14 protein-coding genes and 1 pseudogene are annotated in these 14,459 nt (G+C 63.0%); 3 read left to right on the top strand and 12 right to left on the bottom strand.

What is annotated here, in order from left to right:
* Positions 1-116 precede the first annotated feature (116 nt).
* The 5 genes and pseudogenes from IEG05_RS17655 to ppc form a co-directional block, all read right to left on the bottom strand.
* A pseudogene (locus IEG05_RS17655) lies at positions 117-569 on the bottom strand (DUF72 domain-containing protein); the annotation flags it as partial.
* Positions 570-643: 74 nt separating this feature from the next.
* Positions 644-988, bottom strand: a complete 345-nt coding sequence (locus tag IEG05_RS17660) for a hypothetical protein (RefSeq protein ID WP_046618735.1) — start codon at positions 986-988, stop codon at positions 644-646.
* A gap of 64 nt (positions 989-1,052) precedes the next feature.
* Positions 1,053-1,730: a tRNA (adenosine(37)-N6)-threonylcarbamoyltransferase complex dimerization subunit type 1 TsaB gene (gene tsaB, locus IEG05_RS17665; protein WP_046618737.1), complete on the bottom strand. Its 678-nt coding sequence runs from the start codon at positions 1,728-1,730 to the stop codon at positions 1,053-1,055.
* 144 nt (positions 1,731-1,874) lie between these two features.
* On the bottom strand, positions 1,875-2,522 hold the full coding sequence (gene adk, locus IEG05_RS17670; RefSeq protein ID WP_046618738.1) for an adenylate kinase: 648 nt from the start codon (positions 2,520-2,522) through the stop codon (positions 1,875-1,877).
* A 245-nt stretch (positions 2,523-2,767) separates the two neighbouring features.
* Positions 2,768-5,407 (bottom strand): phosphoenolpyruvate carboxylase, encoded by a 2,640-nt coding sequence (ppc, locus tag IEG05_RS17675; protein WP_046618739.1) that lies wholly within the window; start codon positions 5,405-5,407, stop codon positions 2,768-2,770.
* Positions 5,408-5,631: 224 nt separating this feature from the next.
* On the opposite strand from ppc, the gene IEG05_RS17680 reads away from it, so the two are divergent.
* From IEG05_RS17680 to lptF, 3 genes are all read left to right on the top strand, one after another.
* A complete protein-coding gene (locus IEG05_RS17680) occupies positions 5,632-5,982 on the top strand; it encodes a hypothetical protein (RefSeq protein ID WP_041014543.1) in 351 nt (116 codons plus the stop codon).
* Between the two features lie 287 nt (positions 5,983-6,269).
* On the top strand, positions 6,270-6,662 hold the full coding sequence (locus tag IEG05_RS17685) for a DUF4398 domain-containing protein (protein WP_014820986.1): 393 nt from the start codon (positions 6,270-6,272) through the stop codon (positions 6,660-6,662).
* Positions 6,663-6,712: 50 nt separating this feature from the next.
* Complete coding sequence (gene lptF / locus IEG05_RS17690; protein WP_046618740.1) at positions 6,713-7,495, top strand: lipotoxin F family OmpA-related lipoprotein LptF; 783 nt, start codon at positions 6,713-6,715, stop codon at positions 7,493-7,495.
* A 68-nt stretch (positions 7,496-7,563) separates the two neighbouring features.
* Here lptF and IEG05_RS17695 read toward each other — a convergent pair whose 3' ends face one another.
* From IEG05_RS17695 to IEG05_RS17725, 7 genes are all read right to left on the bottom strand, one after another.
* Positions 7,564-7,887 carry a PA3694 family proteiin gene (locus IEG05_RS17695; RefSeq protein WP_041014544.1) on the bottom strand — a complete coding sequence of 108 codons (324 nt, stop codon included), beginning with the start codon at positions 7,885-7,887 and terminating at the stop codon, positions 7,564-7,566.
* Between the two features lie 58 nt (positions 7,888-7,945).
* Positions 7,946-8,692 (bottom strand): TIGR00266 family protein, encoded by a 747-nt coding sequence (locus IEG05_RS17700; protein ID WP_042926247.1) that lies wholly within the window; start codon positions 8,690-8,692, stop codon positions 7,946-7,948.
* A gap of 62 nt (positions 8,693-8,754) precedes the next feature.
* Positions 8,755-9,414 carry a Bax inhibitor-1 family protein gene (locus tag IEG05_RS17705; RefSeq protein WP_046618741.1) on the bottom strand — a complete coding sequence of 220 codons (660 nt, stop codon included), beginning with the start codon at positions 9,412-9,414 and terminating at the stop codon, positions 8,755-8,757.
* 42 nt (positions 9,415-9,456) lie between these two features.
* A complete protein-coding gene (locus tag IEG05_RS17710; protein ID WP_191122464.1) occupies positions 9,457-10,866 on the bottom strand; it encodes a flavohemoglobin expression-modulating QEGLA motif protein in 1,410 nt (469 codons plus the stop codon).
* A gap of 72 nt (positions 10,867-10,938) precedes the next feature.
* Positions 10,939-12,441 (bottom strand): lysine--tRNA ligase, encoded by a 1,503-nt coding sequence (gene lysS / locus IEG05_RS17715; RefSeq protein ID WP_045666686.1) that lies wholly within the window; start codon positions 12,439-12,441, stop codon positions 10,939-10,941.
* A gap of 64 nt (positions 12,442-12,505) precedes the next feature.
* A protein-coding gene (gene prfB / locus IEG05_RS17720) for a peptide chain release factor 2 (RefSeq protein ID WP_152664397.1) occupies positions 12,506-13,601 on the bottom strand; the annotation gives its coding sequence in 2 pieces (ribosomal slippage) (positions 12,506-13,528 and positions 13,530-13,601; 1,095 coding nt in all).
* A 124-nt stretch (positions 13,602-13,725) separates the two neighbouring features.
* Complete coding sequence (locus IEG05_RS17725; protein WP_042926252.1) at positions 13,726-14,442, bottom strand: tellurite resistance TerB family protein; 717 nt, start codon at positions 14,440-14,442, stop codon at positions 13,726-13,728.
* Positions 14,443-14,459 lie beyond the last annotated feature (17 nt).

The following is a 14,459-nucleotide window of genomic DNA, read 5'->3' on the forward strand; positions in this document are numbered from 1 at the left end:
TATAACTGAACAGCTCGTTTTGTTTGAGGTCGAGTCCACGCATCGGCTTGGGCTGGCTTCGGCAGAAGAGGATGGCCGCCATTTTGCCAGAGCCACGCGGGCTCTGGCTTTTTTCAACGGCCTGCTAGACAGATGCGCTCAATGCCGCGATCACGCAGCAATCGGTTCAACGCGCGCTCGCCATCCCCTCGGTCGAAGAATCCGGGATGCCGCACCTCGATCGCCAGCGATGCGTCGAAGCCATCGATGAACGCCGCAAGCTCGCTCAATCTGGATGGCCCAACGCTGGCGGGCAGTTGCAGCCAGAACGGCGTTACCCTTCGCCCCAATGGCAGCAAGAGCCGCTGGAAGGCATGCGCCTGCTCCAGCGCCGCACGCAGATCGCCGGCCTGGCTGACATCGCGGGGAAATTTGGCACAGAAGCGGAAGCCCTCGGGCATCTCGCCGGCCCAGCGCTGGACCTTCTGCTCCGATGGCCAGGCGTACAGCGTGGTATTGCCCTCGACTGTATTGAAGGTGGAACAGTAGGCGGCAAGGAAATCGGAAGCCGGCGTAGCCGTCGGGTACAACGAGCCGAGCCAGGCACTCTCGTTCCAAGAGGGACAACCGATGTAATAGGGAAGCTCTGGCAGATCGAACCGCCTCAGGCGTAGAGGTCGAGCCCGAGCACCTCTGCGCCGTCGAACTCGACGCTCATGCTGGCGGTGCTGGCGTAGCTGGCCAGCGCCTGGGCCACGCGACTGGTCAGTGGGCGCTCGGGCTGCGGCTCGTCATAGCGGAATGCGGAGTAGCGTTCGACCAGCGCGCTGGAATTGACCCGCTGCTGCGGACGATCAGCCTGGGGCTGGTAATCCTGACCGGAGCGGCTGTCGACCCCGCGCTGCGCCTGCGCGACCCGCTGCGTTTCCCCATAGCTATCCGCCGCCCTGCCGGTACGGGCAGAACGTTCCGTTGAATAGGGAACGGGAAAGGAGCTTTCGACGCGCATCATTGGACTCGATCAGAGGCCTGGCGACTCTAACGGGCAGCCAGGAGTTTGGCAACGTTCCTCGTCATTTGATCCCTTTGGGCGTCGCAACATTGTCCCGCAGGTAGACCGGCTGGGCCTGATCGGCCTCCAGCGCCTCGCCTCGGTGCCAGGCGAAACTAGCCAGACTCAGCAGATCTTCGGCATGCGGCAGCATCCCGGCGTCGTGCGCACGTACGGCCGCGGTTATCCGCTCGGCGTAACCCCAGCCGGTACCGGCGCCAAACCAGTCCTCACCTGCATCGCGCGGCAGCACCGCCTGCTCGGGCGGCAGCACGGCCTCACTGCCGACCAGCTGCATCTCCCCGGCCTGCTCGCGATAACAGCCCCAGTAGACCTCGTCCATGCGCGCATCGATGGCCGCCGCGACCTGCGCTGCGCCGTGCTCACGCCAGGCCCGCTGGGCAATGGTCGCGAGGGTCGAAACCGGCAGCACCGGCCGCTGCAACGCGAACGCCAAGCCCTGCACCACACCGATGGCAATCCGCACGCCGGTAAAGGCACCTGGCCCCCGCCCGAAAGCAATGGCATCTACCGCGGACAGCGCAACCCCGGCCTCGCCGAGCAGCGTCTGCACCATCGGCAGCAGCCGCTGGGCATGCAAGCGCGGAATCACCTCGTAGTGACTCAGCACCTTGCCGTCGTGCAACAGCGCGACTGAGCAGGCTTCGGTGGCAGTATCCAGGGCCAGCAGAGTAGTCATCGGGTCGGTCCGGTCGGTAAAAAGGCGCCGATTCTAACGTATTCGCGGAGCGGGTTCTTTCGCGCCTGTCCTGATCTCTGTGCAAAAAAATGCCCGTATCTTTCGATACGGGCATTTCTATTCGCTCGTGCCAGGCAGCTTCGATCAGCTCAGTGCAGCAAACACCTTGGCCGTAATCTCGTCCACCGAACCGACACCTTCGATGCAGCTGTACTTCGGCGTGCCTTCCGCGGCTGCCAGGCTTTGGTAGAAATCCACCAGCGGCTTGGTCTGCGCATGGTAGACGGACAGGCGATGACGCACGGTCTCTTCCTTGTCGTCTTCGCGCTGGATCAGCTCATCGCCGGTTTCGTCGTCCTTGCCCGCAACCTTCGGCGGGTTGTGCTCGGTGTGATAGACGCGGCCGGAAGCCGGATGCACACGGCGACCCGCGATACGGCCGACGATTTCCTCGTCGTCCACGGCGATCTCGATCACGTTGTCGATACGCACGCCGGCTTCCTTCAGCGCTTCGGCCTGAGGAATGGTGCGCGGGAAACCGTCGAATAGGAAACCGTTGACGCAATCGGGTTGAGCGATGCGCTCCTTGACCAGATTGATGATCAGATCATCGGAAACCAGGCCACCGGCATCCATCACGCTCTTGGCCTTGAGGCCCAGCTCGGTGCCCGCCTTGACTGCGGCACGCAGCATGTCGCCCGTGGAGATCTGCGGAATACCGAATTTTTTGGTAATGAAGCCAGCCTGGGTACCTTTTCCAGCACCGGGCGCTCCCAGCAGAATCACACGCATGATGAGTCCTCGAGTTTCTTAGAAGGGGGGCGATCCTGCCAGCGGGCCGGAGTGGCTCTTCGCTGACGAATCAAAAATTCTGGTTTGCCGCCATGCGACAAAAGGTTGAACACGATACACAGCGCACCGAGGCGGCACAAGCCGTCCCGAAAGCGTCTATCGACCCGCATAAATGTCACGATTCGACGCGAGTTGCGCTCAACGACTACGCATCGCGCAGCCGTTGAGCGCCGGGAACTGCCACTTCAGCCCGTGTTGCGCAAGCCCGCCGCGATACCCGCCACACTGACCAGCAGCGCCTGCTCGAGCGGGCTGTCTGCCGGGTTCTGCTGCTGCCTTGAGCGAGCCAGCAGTTCTATCTGCAGCAGGTGCAACGGATCAAGATAGGTGTTGCGCAGGCTGAACGCCTCCTGGGTCTTCGGGCTGTGGTCGAGCAGATCGGCCTGGCCGGTCACGCTCAGCACAGCGCCGACCACCTGCGACAATCGGTCACGCAAATCGCTACCAAGGGAAAGCAGTTCCGGCTGCACCAGGCGCTCATCGTAACGCCTTGCGATATCGGCATCGGCCTTGGCCAGCACCATTTCCAGCATGTCGATGCGCGTAGTGAAGAACGGCCATCGCGCACGCATTTCGGCCAGCCGCTCGCCCTCCCCGCGCGTCAGTGCGCTCTGCAGCGCCTGCTCCCACCCAAGCCAGGCGGGCAGCATCAGCCGCGTTTGCGTCCAGGCGAAAATCCAGGGAATCGCCCGCAGGCTTTCCACCCCACCCTCGCGACGTTTGGAGGGGCGACTGCCCAACGGCAAACGGCCCAGTTCCAGCTCGGGTGTCGCCTGGCGGAAGTAATCGACGAACTGCGGATGCTCGCGTACCACGCCACGATAGGCCGCCACCCCTTCGGCGGACAGGCGATCCATGGTCTCACGCCAGTCGGCCTCGGGCATCGGCGGCGGCAACAGAGTCGCCTCGAGCACCGCGGCGAGGTACAGATTGAGGTTCTGCTCGGCGATGTCCGGCAGGCCGAATTTGAAGCGAATCATTTCGCCCTGTTCGGTGGTACGGAAGCGCCCGACTACCGAGCCCGGCGGCTGCGACAGGATCGCCGCATGCGCCGGGCCACCGCCACGCCCCACGGTGCCGCCGCGGCCATGGAACAGCAACAGTTCGACGTCGTGCTCCCGGCATACGTCCACCAGCCGTTCCTGAGCGCGGTACTGGGCCCAGGCGGCGGCAGTAGTGCCAGCATCCTTGGCCGAGTCGGAGTAGCCGATCATCACCTCCTGCGGGCCATGCAGACGCTGGCGATACCCGGGCAGCGCGAGCAGGCGGTCAATGATCGGCGCGGCGTTATTCAGGTCGTCCAGGGTTTCGAACAGCGGCACCACACGCATCGGACGCTGCAGGCCGGCTTCCTTGAGCAGCAACTGCACGGCGAGTACATCGGAGGCCGCATGGGCCATGGAAATGACATAGGAGCCAAGTGACGCCGCTGGCGCCTCGGCGATCACCGCGCAGGTGGCGAGCACCTCTGCGGTATCGGCCGACGGATGATAATGCGCCGGCAGCAGCGGGCGGCGATTGCTCAGTTCAAGCTGCAGCCAGTCCAGTCGCCGCTGCTCGTCCCACGCCTGATAGTCGCCCAGCCCGAGGTAATCGGTGATTTCCGCCAGTGCTGCGGCATGCCGTGCCGCGTCCTGACGAATGTCCAGCCGTACCAGGAACAGCCCGAACACGGCCAGTCGCCGCAGGCAGTCAAGCAGCGCGCCATCGGCGATCATGCCCATCCCGCGGGCATGCAACGAGCGGTAGCAGAGTTCCAGCGGCCGACGCAGCTCGGCGCAGTCCTGCAGCACTTCCGCCGGAGCCGGCTGGCCATGCTCGATGGCCGCCCGTGCCCACTCCCGGGTCGCCCGCAGCCGTTGACGCAGGGGCTTGAGCAGGACCCGGTACGGCTCGGCCGAATCACCGGTCAGGCGCAGCAGTTCCTCACTGGCTTCGCTCATCGACAGTGCGGTAATCAACCCTTCGATCTCCCGCAGGTACAGATCGGCAGCCACCCAGCGTGCGGTCAGCAACACTTCGCGGGATACCATCGCGGTCACGTTCGGGTTGCCGTCGCGGTCGCCACCCATCCAGGAGGCGAAGCGGATCGGCGCGGCTTCTAGCGGCAGGTGCAGCCCGGTCGCCCGCCTGAGCGTCGCATCGGTCTGGCGCAATACATTGGGTATGGCCTTCCACAGCGAGTTCTCGATGGCGGCGAAGCCCCACCGCGCCTCTTCCACTGGCGTCGGTCGGTTGCGACGGATTTCCTCGGTGTGCCAGACCTCTGCGATCAGGCGCTGCAGCTGCAGCTCGATCTTCGCCTGCTCGGCGTCGGAGAGGTCGGTGTGGTCCCGTGCGGCCAGCTGTTCGGCGATGGCGTCGTACTTCTGGATCAGCGTGCGCCGTGAAACTTCGGTGGGGTGCGCTGTCAGCACCAGTTCGATTTCCAGGCGGCTGACCTGTCGTGCAATGAACTCGTCGCCGTGTCCGGCGGCCTTGAGGCGTTCGATCAGATCGGCGAACACGCTGGTTTCGAACGGTACCGGCTCGCCTGCCGTACGGCGACGAACCTGATGGTACTGCTCGGCGATATTGGCCAGGTTGAGGAACTGGTTGAACGCCCGTGTCATCGGCAGCAGTTCATTCTCGTCAAGGCTGTCGAGCGTCTCGGACAGCAGTTGCGCACCCTCGGCCGAGCCTTTGCGTGCCGCCTTGGCGCCTTTGCGGATGCGTTCGATCTTGTCGAAGAACTGGTCGCCATGCTGGGCGCGAATGGTGTTGCCGAGCAGTTCGCCAAGCAGGTGTACGTTGTCGCGCAGGCGCGCGTCGATGATTTTCGCCATGACCTTCTTGCTCCTCCTGGGCTGCCGCCTTCACATGAGCGACTCGCCGCTGCTTATCAGACGCGCCGCGGAGAAAACGATCCTGAACGGCTACGCTGAAATTACCTCCAACCAGAGTGCCCACAGCATCCGGTCATGACAAGGCGTCAACGCCGACGACCCTGTTGCGGACAGCACGATTGCACATGTCATCACCGCTCGTAAGCGCGGGCAAAGGAGTAATCATGAGAATTTCCGAGCTGGTCAGCCATTGGGAACGCGACGCCAAGGGTCACATGAGCCAGACAACCTACAGCATTCCGCTAGACGTCGAGAGCGCGGCACGGCTCGCGGCGCTCGCCGAGATGTACCCCAAGCGCAGCACCGAAGCGCTGCTCGGCGAGCTGGTTGGTGCGGCCCTCGAAGCCGTCGAAACCAGCCTTCCGTATGAGCGCGGCACCCAGGTCATCGCCACTGACGAACAGGGCGACCCGGTCTACGAGGACGTCGGCCCCACCCCGCGCTTTCTCGAGCTCTCGCGCAAACACCTCAAGCGCATGCTCGACGAGGAAGCGTCTTCCACCCCGCCGACCTGACCCGAAAGCGCACCCTGCACGCTCGGTGCCCGCTCAGGGCGCCATCGCACAGGTCACCCTTGTTGCATACGCCCGCCCTGCCCGCGCAGGCCAGTCCCCACCCCGTTAATACCGCGCTGGTAGCGGATTCCCCGATGACAACCGCTCTAGCCCGCCAACTTTCACTGAACGATTAGCGCCATTTGGCCTCACAAAAATATGTCCCGACATCGGTAGTGCCCTATTCAGCACACTGCCCGGCCAGGGACGGTAGCTATTCGTTGAGCAATTCGAACTGGAGACTGACCATGAACAAAGCTGTCGCAACCCACGCTTCGAGATTTCAGCTACCCAAGCTGGCGGCCATTGCACTTGGTGGCCTGCTGCTGACCGCATGCGCCGGCAACCCACCGACCGAGCAGTTCGCTGTGACTGAATCGGCCGTGCGCAGCGCCGTAAGCGCTGGTGGTACCGAGTACGCCGCAGTGGAAATGCGCGCCGCGCAGGAAAAGTGGAAAGAGGCCGAACTGGCCATGCAGAAAGAAAACTACGAACAAGCCCGCAAGCTGGCCGAACAGGCCGAATGGGATGCCCGCGTAGCCCAACGCAAGGCTGAAGCGGCGAAGGCTCAGAAGGCCGTCGAAGATGCGCAGCAGGGGATTCAGGAATTGCGCGAAGAAGGCATGCGCAACGTTCGCTGATTCCTCGCCACGCCCGCCATTCCGTTTATAGCCAATAGGATGAACTCGTCATGCACAAGCTCGTAACCCTACCTACCATACTGGCCCTGAGCATCGGCCTAGTGGCCTGCGCCAACCAGCCCAATCAGAACCTTGAAGAGGCGCGCAGCAGCTTCTCCGCTCTGCAGAGCGACGCCCGCTCAAGCAAGGTCGCAGCCCTGGAAACCCAGGACGCCAGCAACATGCTGGACAAGGCCAACAAGGCATATCTGAACGATGCCGACGAAGAAACGGTGGATCAGCTGGCCTACCTGACCAAGCGCCGCATCGAACTGGCCGAGCAGACTATTGCCCTGCGCGCGGCCGAAGAGGATCTCGGCAAGGCCTCCGCGCAGCGCGCCGAAGCCCGCCTCGAAGCCCGGGACGCGCAGATCCGCAAGCTGCAGGAGGACATGCAGGCCAAGCAGACCGAGCGCGGTACCCTGGTGACTTTCGGTGACGTTCTGTTCGACCTGGACAAGGCCGAACTTAAACCGGCCGGTATGCGCGGCATCCAGAAGCTCGCTGAGTTCCTGAACGAGAATCCGGAGCGCAAGGTGGTAGTCGAGGGTTATACCGACAGCACCGGCTCCGACTCTTACAACCAGCAGCTTTCCGAGCGCCGCGCCCAATCCGTGCGCCGCGCATTGACCCACGCGGGCGTCGATCCACAGCGCATCCAGGCGGTGGGCTATGGCGAGCAATACCCGGTTGCGAGCAACGACTCGCCGTCCAGCCGCGCGATGAATCGCCGCGTCGAGGTGACTATCTCCAACGACAGCCAGCGCGTCGCGCCACGTTCGTCGATGGAGTGACCACGGACCGTGGGCATGGCGAGCTGATGCCCTGCCCCTTTAGCAGCCCGTCGCCCTGACGGGCTGTTTTATTTGCTCTCCTGCGGCGCATCCTGACCTATGCAGCGCACGGCGCGCTTCTTGCTGTCGACCAGCACGCCTGTCAGGCCCTTCTGTTCGGTATCGAACAGCACCAGCACACCATCGATGCACTGAGCCACCTGCGACGCCGGCTTCAGCGATACCCGGTAATCCTCGCCGGGAACGGTCTTGAGCATGGTGTAGTCAGCCAGCAGCAACGCATCCTCTGGCTTGGCGATATGCACGTAGCCGTAATAGGACAGCACCGCGACCGTGCCAAGCACGCTGCCGATGGCGGTCAGGATCAGGGGAATGGGATTGCGTTCGGACATGGACGGTCTCATCGAGGCAAAGAGGCGCATTGTGACAAATTCGAAGGTCGCCTGCGGCTCATTTACCGCCGGCGCGGGTTTCACCGCGGGCCTGTGAGGTCGCCTCGTAGACCCGCTCGGCCAGGCGCGAGAAGGGCAGGCTCTGGATCCAGACGCTGCCGGTGCCCTTGAGGGTGGTGAGCAGCAGCCCTTCGCCACCGAACAGCATGCTCCGGAGGCCGCCGGCAAGCTGGATGTCGTAGTCGATGCCCTGCGTGAACGCCACCAGGCAGCCGGTATCCAACCGCAGGGTTTCGTTGTTCAGCTCCTTGCGAATCACGGTGCCGCCGGCATGCACGAACGCCAGTCCATCGCCTTCCAGGCGCTGCAGGATGAATCCCTCGCCACCGAAGAAGCCTGCGCCGATGCGCTTGCTGAAGCTTATGCCGATGCGCGTGCCATAAGCCGCGCAGAGAAAGGCATCCTTCTGACAAAACAGCTTGCCGCCCACAGCAGCAAGATCAATCGGTACCACTGTGCCCGGATAAGGCGCGGCGAAGGCCACGCGTGCCTTGGCCTTGCTTTCATTGGTGAAGTGAGTGAGGAACAGTGACTCGCCGGTGAACATGCGCTTGCCCGCGCCCCACAGCTTGCCGAGCACGCCGCTCGCCGAACCGTCGCCCATGCGCGCTTCGAAACGCACGCCGTCGGTCATGTAGTTCATTGCTCCGGCTTCGGCGATCACCGTCTCGTCTGGATCGAGGATGATCTCCACGCTTTGCGCGGACTGACCGAGGATTTCGTATTCAAGTTCGTGGCTGGACACGGCGAGCTCCTGAAGCGATCGGGTTGCGGCGCTGCAAGGATCCGGCAGCGTCCCGCCGTTGCCTATTTGCGCCCGAGAATGCGCAGGATACGCAGGAAAAGGTTGATGATGTCCATATAGAGCGCGGCTGCGCTGTCAATGGCATTGTCCAGCGTCTTGGGGATCTGATTCGCCCGGCCCCAGTCCACGCCGACATAGCCGCAGAAGATCAGCACGACGATCCAGTCGATCACGCCGTGATGAATGCCGAGGATGAACACCTCGACCAACTCGACGACGATCACCAGCAACAACGCCACTGTCAGCGCACCGGCGATGCTGGCGAAGAACTTCGGAAACAGCGTGCCGAGCAGCATCATGCCGAGGGTAACAAGCGCGGTGATGCGTATCGCCTCATGCACCAGAGAGGCGTCGTAGCGGCTCACCACCAGGTTGACGATGAGCCCGAACGGCACCACGACCAGGTTGTAGCCGAAAAAACTCACCCAGGGCTGGTTCGAACGATGAAACAGCCAGGCGCCGGTGAGGCAGCTGGCGAAGTAACCGCCAAAGAACAGCCAGGGATGGATGCTGCGAATGGACTCGACCGGGATGTTGCCGACCATCCACCAGTTGACCCAGAAGCCCCAACAGAGCGTGAGGCCAATGACGAGGTTATACGCAGCGGGTGAGAGTGTGCGATCCATCGGGTTCGCACGCCGGGCAAAGACGGAGTTTTCCATATCGTTACGCTTCCTTGCGTGAGTGATGTCGGATATTCGGGATCAGAGAATGTTCGCGTAGTCGGCTTCGATGCGATCCAGGCTCAGGTGATTGAGGAAGTTGGAGAAGCACATCCAGGCCGACAGCGCATTGAGGTCCTGAAATTGCTGCGGCAGATACTTGGGCGGGACGACCATGCCCTCGTCCACCAGCTGGCGCAGCGTGCGCATGTCCTCAAGCGTGGTCTTGCCGCAGAACAGCAGCGGGATCTGCTCCAGCCGGCCTTTGCGCACGGCTAGCTGGATGTAGTTGTAGATCATGATGAAGCCCTTCAGGTAGGACAGGTCCTTGGTGAAGGGCAGACCATCGGGGGTCGAGCCGCGGAACACCCGGCTGGCATTGCTGTAGCAATCGTCGTCGCCATAGCCCTGCTCGCGGAAGAAGGCGAACACGTCGAGGAAATCCGCGCCCTCCTCGGCCATGTGGATGGCGCGGGTGCGGTTGGTCAGCTTGCGCAGGCGCGTCGGGTAGGAGGCGAAGGCGATCACCTCCATCAGGATTGCCAGGCCTTCCTGAGTAACCGTTGAAGACGGCGGCCCCTTGGCGAGGAAGGTGCAGATCGGCTGGTTCTGCCCGTTGAGCGTGGTGCCGACGTGCACCAGGCCTTCGTGAACCTCCAGCGCGCGCACGTCACGCTCGTTGAACAGCGCGTCGCTGCGGATCTTGATGTAGTCGGCGCCCGCTGCCGCATCGGCGAGGATGCCGTCGGACTCGAAAACACGGATCACGCCCTCGCCTTCGCCGAACACCACATCCAGCCGCTTCTGCAGCAGCTCGACGGCCTGCGGCGCGGTGAGATTCTTCGGCTCGTCACGCAGGTCGCCACGGTCGGCGATGTTGTTCAGATAGTCGGAGAGCATGAGGCCGAGGTCGGCCAGGGTTGGATCGCCAGCATGGAAGGCGTCGGATGCCGCGCCGTAGAGCTCCTGGGAGATCATGCCGAAGTCCGGTGTGCCACGCGCCTCGAGCATGCGGATGACCATGCGGTATTCCTTGCACATGCGCCGCATGATCTGCCCGACCGGGTTGAACTGACCGAGCTGACGGGTGATGTCGCGCTCGATGTCCTGGAATTCCTGCTTCTTGGCGCTGGAATCGAAGGCCAGTGGCCGGCCCTCGTAGTAGCCGCGATCGATCTTCGGCAGCTCGCGGCCCTTGGCGGCGAAAAAACCCTGGCGGGTATTCTCGTCCCACTTCACCGCGTCCAGTACGCGCACTGGCGTCTGCGCCTCGACGATGCGGTCGGACAGCCCGCGCACGATGGTCTGATACTCGTCCAGGTTGTTACGGCTGTTCATCAGTCCCTCTTCACGGATGACCCGTACCGGCAGCTGCAGCTGCAGCTCCAGCACGGCCTTGAGTGTGCCGAGTACGCTGGCGGCTCCGCCCATGTCGTACTTCATCTCGTCCATGCCCTGGCCCCTTGAGGTTATACCCGCAGCGGCCGAGGCCGGCACACTGCGGGTCGGTCGACGCTCAGTGGATCAGAGTTCCGGACGCATATGCGGGAAGAGGATCACGTCGCGGATCGAAGGCGAGTTGGTCAGCAGCATCACCAGGCGATCGATGCCGATACCCTCGCCCGCGGTTGGCGGCATGCCGTACTCCAGCGCACGAACGAAGTCGGCGTCGAAGTGCATGGCCTCGTCATCGCCGGCATCCTTGTCGGCTACCTGGGCGTGGAAGCGCTCGGCCTGATCCTCGGCATCGTTGAGCTCGGAATAGGCGTTGGCGATCTCGCGGCCACCGATAAACAGCTCGAAGCGATCTGTGACGTTGGGGTTGCGATCATTGCGTCGGGCCAGCGGCGAGACTTCGAACGGGTATTCAGTGATGAAGGTTGGCTGTTCCAGTTTGTGCTCGACCAGCTCCTCGAAAATCATCACCTGCAGCTTGCCCAGGCCTTCATGGCCGAGCAGCTTGGCGCCGGCCTTCTTGGCGATGGCACGGGCCTTCTCGACGTCGTTCAGGTCGTCCGCGGAGATTTCCGGGTTGAACTTGAGGATCGAGTCGAACACCGACAGCCGCGCGAACGGCTCGCCGAAGTGGAACACCTTGTCGCCGTAGGGCACGTCGGTGCTGCCGAGCACGGCCTGGGCCAGCTCGCGGAACAGCTCCTCGGTCAGGTCCATGTTGTCTTCGTAGTCGGCGTAGGCCTGGTAGAACTCGAGCATGGTGAACTCGGGGTTGTGCCGGGTCGAGACGCCTTCGTTGCGGAAGTTGCGGTTGATCTCGAACACGCGCTCGAAGCCACCGACCACCAGACGCTTGAGGTAGAGCTCCGGCGCGATGCGCAGGAACATCGGCATGTCCAGCGCGTTGTGATGGGTCTCGAACGGTTTGGCCGCAGCGCCGCCGGGAATGGTCTGCAGCATCGGCGTTTCGACTTCGAGGAAGTCACGCTCGGCGAGGAACTTGCGGATATGCGAGATGACCTGGGAGCGCACGCGGAACGTTTCGCGCACCTCCTCGTTGACCATCAGGTCGACGTAGCGCTGGCGGTAGCGCTGCTCGGTGTCGGTCAGGCCATGGAACTTGTCCGGCAGCGGGCGCAGCGACTTGGTCAGCAGGCGCACGCTGTTCATGTAGACGTACAGGTCGCCCTTGCCGGAGCGCGCCAGTGTGCCCTCGGCGGCAATGATGTCGCCCAGGTCGAAGTGCTTGACCGCCTCGACCTGCTCGGCCGGCAGCGTCTTGCGATCGACATAGACCTGGATGCGCCCGCTCATATCCTGCAGCACCATGAATGGCCCGCGGTTGAGCATGATGCGCCCGGCGACCTTGACCGGAATGGCGGCCGCCTCCAGCTCCTCCTTGGTCTTCTCGGCGTACTGTTTCTGCAGGTCGCCTGCATAGCGGTCGCGACGGAAGTCATTGGGGAAGGCATTGCCCTGCTCGCGCACGGCAGCAAGCTTTTCCTTGCGCTGGGCAATCAGCTTGTTTTCTTCCTCTTGGATGGCGTGCTGGTTCAGCGGTTGTTCGCTCATTGCGGGTCGTCCCGGTCAAATCGTTTCAATGGAGGTGCTTGCGGCTTGAGGCTTGCAGCTGCTCTCAGAGCCCCTGTTTCAGGCTGGCTTCGAGGTATCCGTCGATGTCGCCGTCGAGCACCTTCTGGCAATCGCTGCGCTCCACACCGGTACGCAGATCCTTGATGCGCGAGTCGTCGAGCACGTAGGAACGGATCTGGTGCCCCCAGCCAATGTCCGACTTGCTGTCTTCCAGCGCCTGAGAGGCGGCGTTGCGCTTCTGCATTTCCAGTTCGTACAACTTGGCCCGCAGCATCTTCATGGCGGTGTCCTTGTTGGCGTGCTGGGAACGTTCGTTCTGGCAGGCCACCACGGTATTGGTCGGGACGTGGGTGATACGCACGGCCGAATCGGTGGTGTTTACGTGCTGACCACCGGCGCCGGAGGAACGGTAGGTATCGATGCGCAGGTCGGCCGGGTTGATCTCGATCTCGACCCTGTCGTCGATCTCGGGCGAGACGAACACTGCCGAGAACGAGGTGTGGCGGCGCGCGCCGGAGTCGAACGGGCTCTTGCGCACCAGGCGGTGCACACCGATCTCGGTGCGCAACCAGCCAAAAGCATATTCACCCTTGATGTGCACCGTGGCACCCTTGATGCCGGCGACTTCGCCCTCGGACAGCTCGACGATCTCGGCAGTGAAACCGCGCTTGTCGGCCCAGCGCAGGTACATGCGCAGCAGGATGTTCGCCCAGTCCTGCGCCTCGGTGCCGCCGGAACCGGCCTGGATGTCCAGGTAGCAGTTATTCGGGTCCATCTCGTGGCTGAACATGCGGCGGAATTCGAGCTTTTCGAGGATTCCGCGCAGACGGTCCAGCTCGGCGGCCACATCATCAACGGCGCCTTGATCATCTTCTTCGACCGCCATGTCGAGCAGGTCGCGAGAGTCGGCAAGTCCGCCATCGAGGTCATCGATGGTTTCGACAATCTGCGCCAGGGTGGCGCGTTCACGGCCCAGGCTCTGGGCGTATTCGGGCTTGTTCCAGACGTTGGGGTCTTCGAGTTCGCGGTTTACTTCGACGAGACGATCATGCTTCTGATCGTAGTCAAAGATACCCCCGAATTGACAGGGTGCGCTCGGACAGGTCCTTGATGCTGTTGAGGATCGGGTTGATTTCCATAGGTAGGCAGCTCTCAATCGGACGGTGCAAAAGCCGGCGATTATAACTCAGCCAACCCGTGCTGACAGCCCGCCGGACGTGCCGGCGGACGGTCAGGAGCCGGATTTGCCCTCATGACGGTCGATCAGGCACTCACACCGCGTACCTGGCTTTCCAGCTCGGCTTTGAGTTGCGGATCGAGCTGCAGGCAGCGGGCAAGTTCATCCAGATAGGCACGTTCCATGAAATGCTCCTCGTCGACCATCAGCACGCTGGCCAGATACATCTCCGCAGCCATCTCCGGAGTACTGGCGGCACTGGCCACGTCAGCCGGGTCCAGCGGCTTGTTCAGCTCAGCTTCGAGCCAGTGCTGCAGATCAGCATCGGCCAGCTTGCCCAGCTCCGCCTCGATCAGCTGACGCTCTCGGGCATCGACATGGCCGTCGGCCTTGGCCGCTGCCACCAGTGCCTTGAGAATGCCCTGGCTGTGCACCTCGACCTCTGCCGGCGGCAGGCGATCGATGGTTTGTGGCGTCTGCTGCTGCGTCCCGCCCTGCTGTGCCTGCCAGTTGCTGTACGCCTTGTAGGCCAGCACGCCGAGTGCAGCCAGACCGCCGTAGGTCACCGCCTTGCCGCCCATCTTGCGTACCTTGCGGTTGCCCAGCAGCAACCCCATGGCACCGGCCGCCAGCGCGCCGCCACCGGCACCCGACAGGGCATTGCCGAGCGAACCGCCGCCAACGCCGGACAGCAGGTCGCTCAAACCGCCTTTGCCAGGTTTTCCGCCTGCACTGGATTGCTGCTTCTGCAGCAGGTCCTGACCGGACCTGAGCAGTTGATCGAGAAGGCCACTGGTTTTCATCGAAGTCCCCAAACGGA

It is taken from the genome of Stutzerimonas kunmingensis (assembly GCF_014764705.1).
In the GTDB taxonomy this organism is placed as follows: domain Bacteria; phylum Pseudomonadota; class Gammaproteobacteria; order Pseudomonadales; family Pseudomonadaceae; genus Stutzerimonas.

What these genes read in the sequence shown, in the direction of transcription:
- lysS (WP_045666686.1), bottom strand. Translation starts at nt 12,441, where the DNA reads ATGAGCGAACAACCGCTGAACCAGCACGCCATCCAAGAGGAAGAAAAC.
- IEG05_RS17710 (WP_191122464.1), bottom strand. Translation starts at nt 10,866, where the DNA reads ATGGACGAGATGAAGTACGACATGGGCGGAGCCGCCAGCGTACTCGGC.
- IEG05_RS17680 (WP_041014543.1), top strand. Translation starts at nt 5,632, where the DNA reads ATGAGAATTTCCGAGCTGGTCAGCCATTGGGAACGCGACGCCAAGGGT.
- IEG05_RS17705 (WP_046618741.1), bottom strand. Translation starts at nt 9,414, where the DNA reads ATGGAAAACTCCGTCTTTGCCCGGCGTGCGAACCCGATGGATCGCACA.
- ppc (WP_046618739.1), bottom strand. Translation starts at nt 5,407, where the DNA reads ATGGCGAAAATCATCGACGCGCGCCTGCGCGACAACGTACACCTGCTT.
- IEG05_RS17695 (WP_041014544.1), bottom strand. Translation starts at nt 7,887, where the DNA reads ATGTCCGAACGCAATCCCATTCCCCTGATCCTGACCGCCATCGGCAGC.
- IEG05_RS17685 (WP_014820986.1), top strand. Translation starts at nt 6,270, where the DNA reads ATGAACAAAGCTGTCGCAACCCACGCTTCGAGATTTCAGCTACCCAAG.
- IEG05_RS17660 (WP_046618735.1), bottom strand. Translation starts at nt 988, where the DNA reads ATGCGCGTCGAAAGCTCCTTTCCCGTTCCCTATTCAACGGAACGTTCT.
- tsaB (WP_046618737.1), bottom strand. Translation starts at nt 1,730, where the DNA reads ATGACTACTCTGCTGGCCCTGGATACTGCCACCGAAGCCTGCTCAGTC.
- adk (WP_046618738.1), bottom strand. Translation starts at nt 2,522, where the DNA reads ATGCGTGTGATTCTGCTGGGAGCGCCCGGTGCTGGAAAAGGTACCCAG.
- IEG05_RS17725 (WP_042926252.1), bottom strand. Translation starts at nt 14,442, where the DNA reads ATGAAAACCAGTGGCCTTCTCGATCAACTGCTCAGGTCCGGTCAGGAC.
- lptF (WP_046618740.1), top strand. Translation starts at nt 6,713, where the DNA reads ATGCACAAGCTCGTAACCCTACCTACCATACTGGCCCTGAGCATCGGC.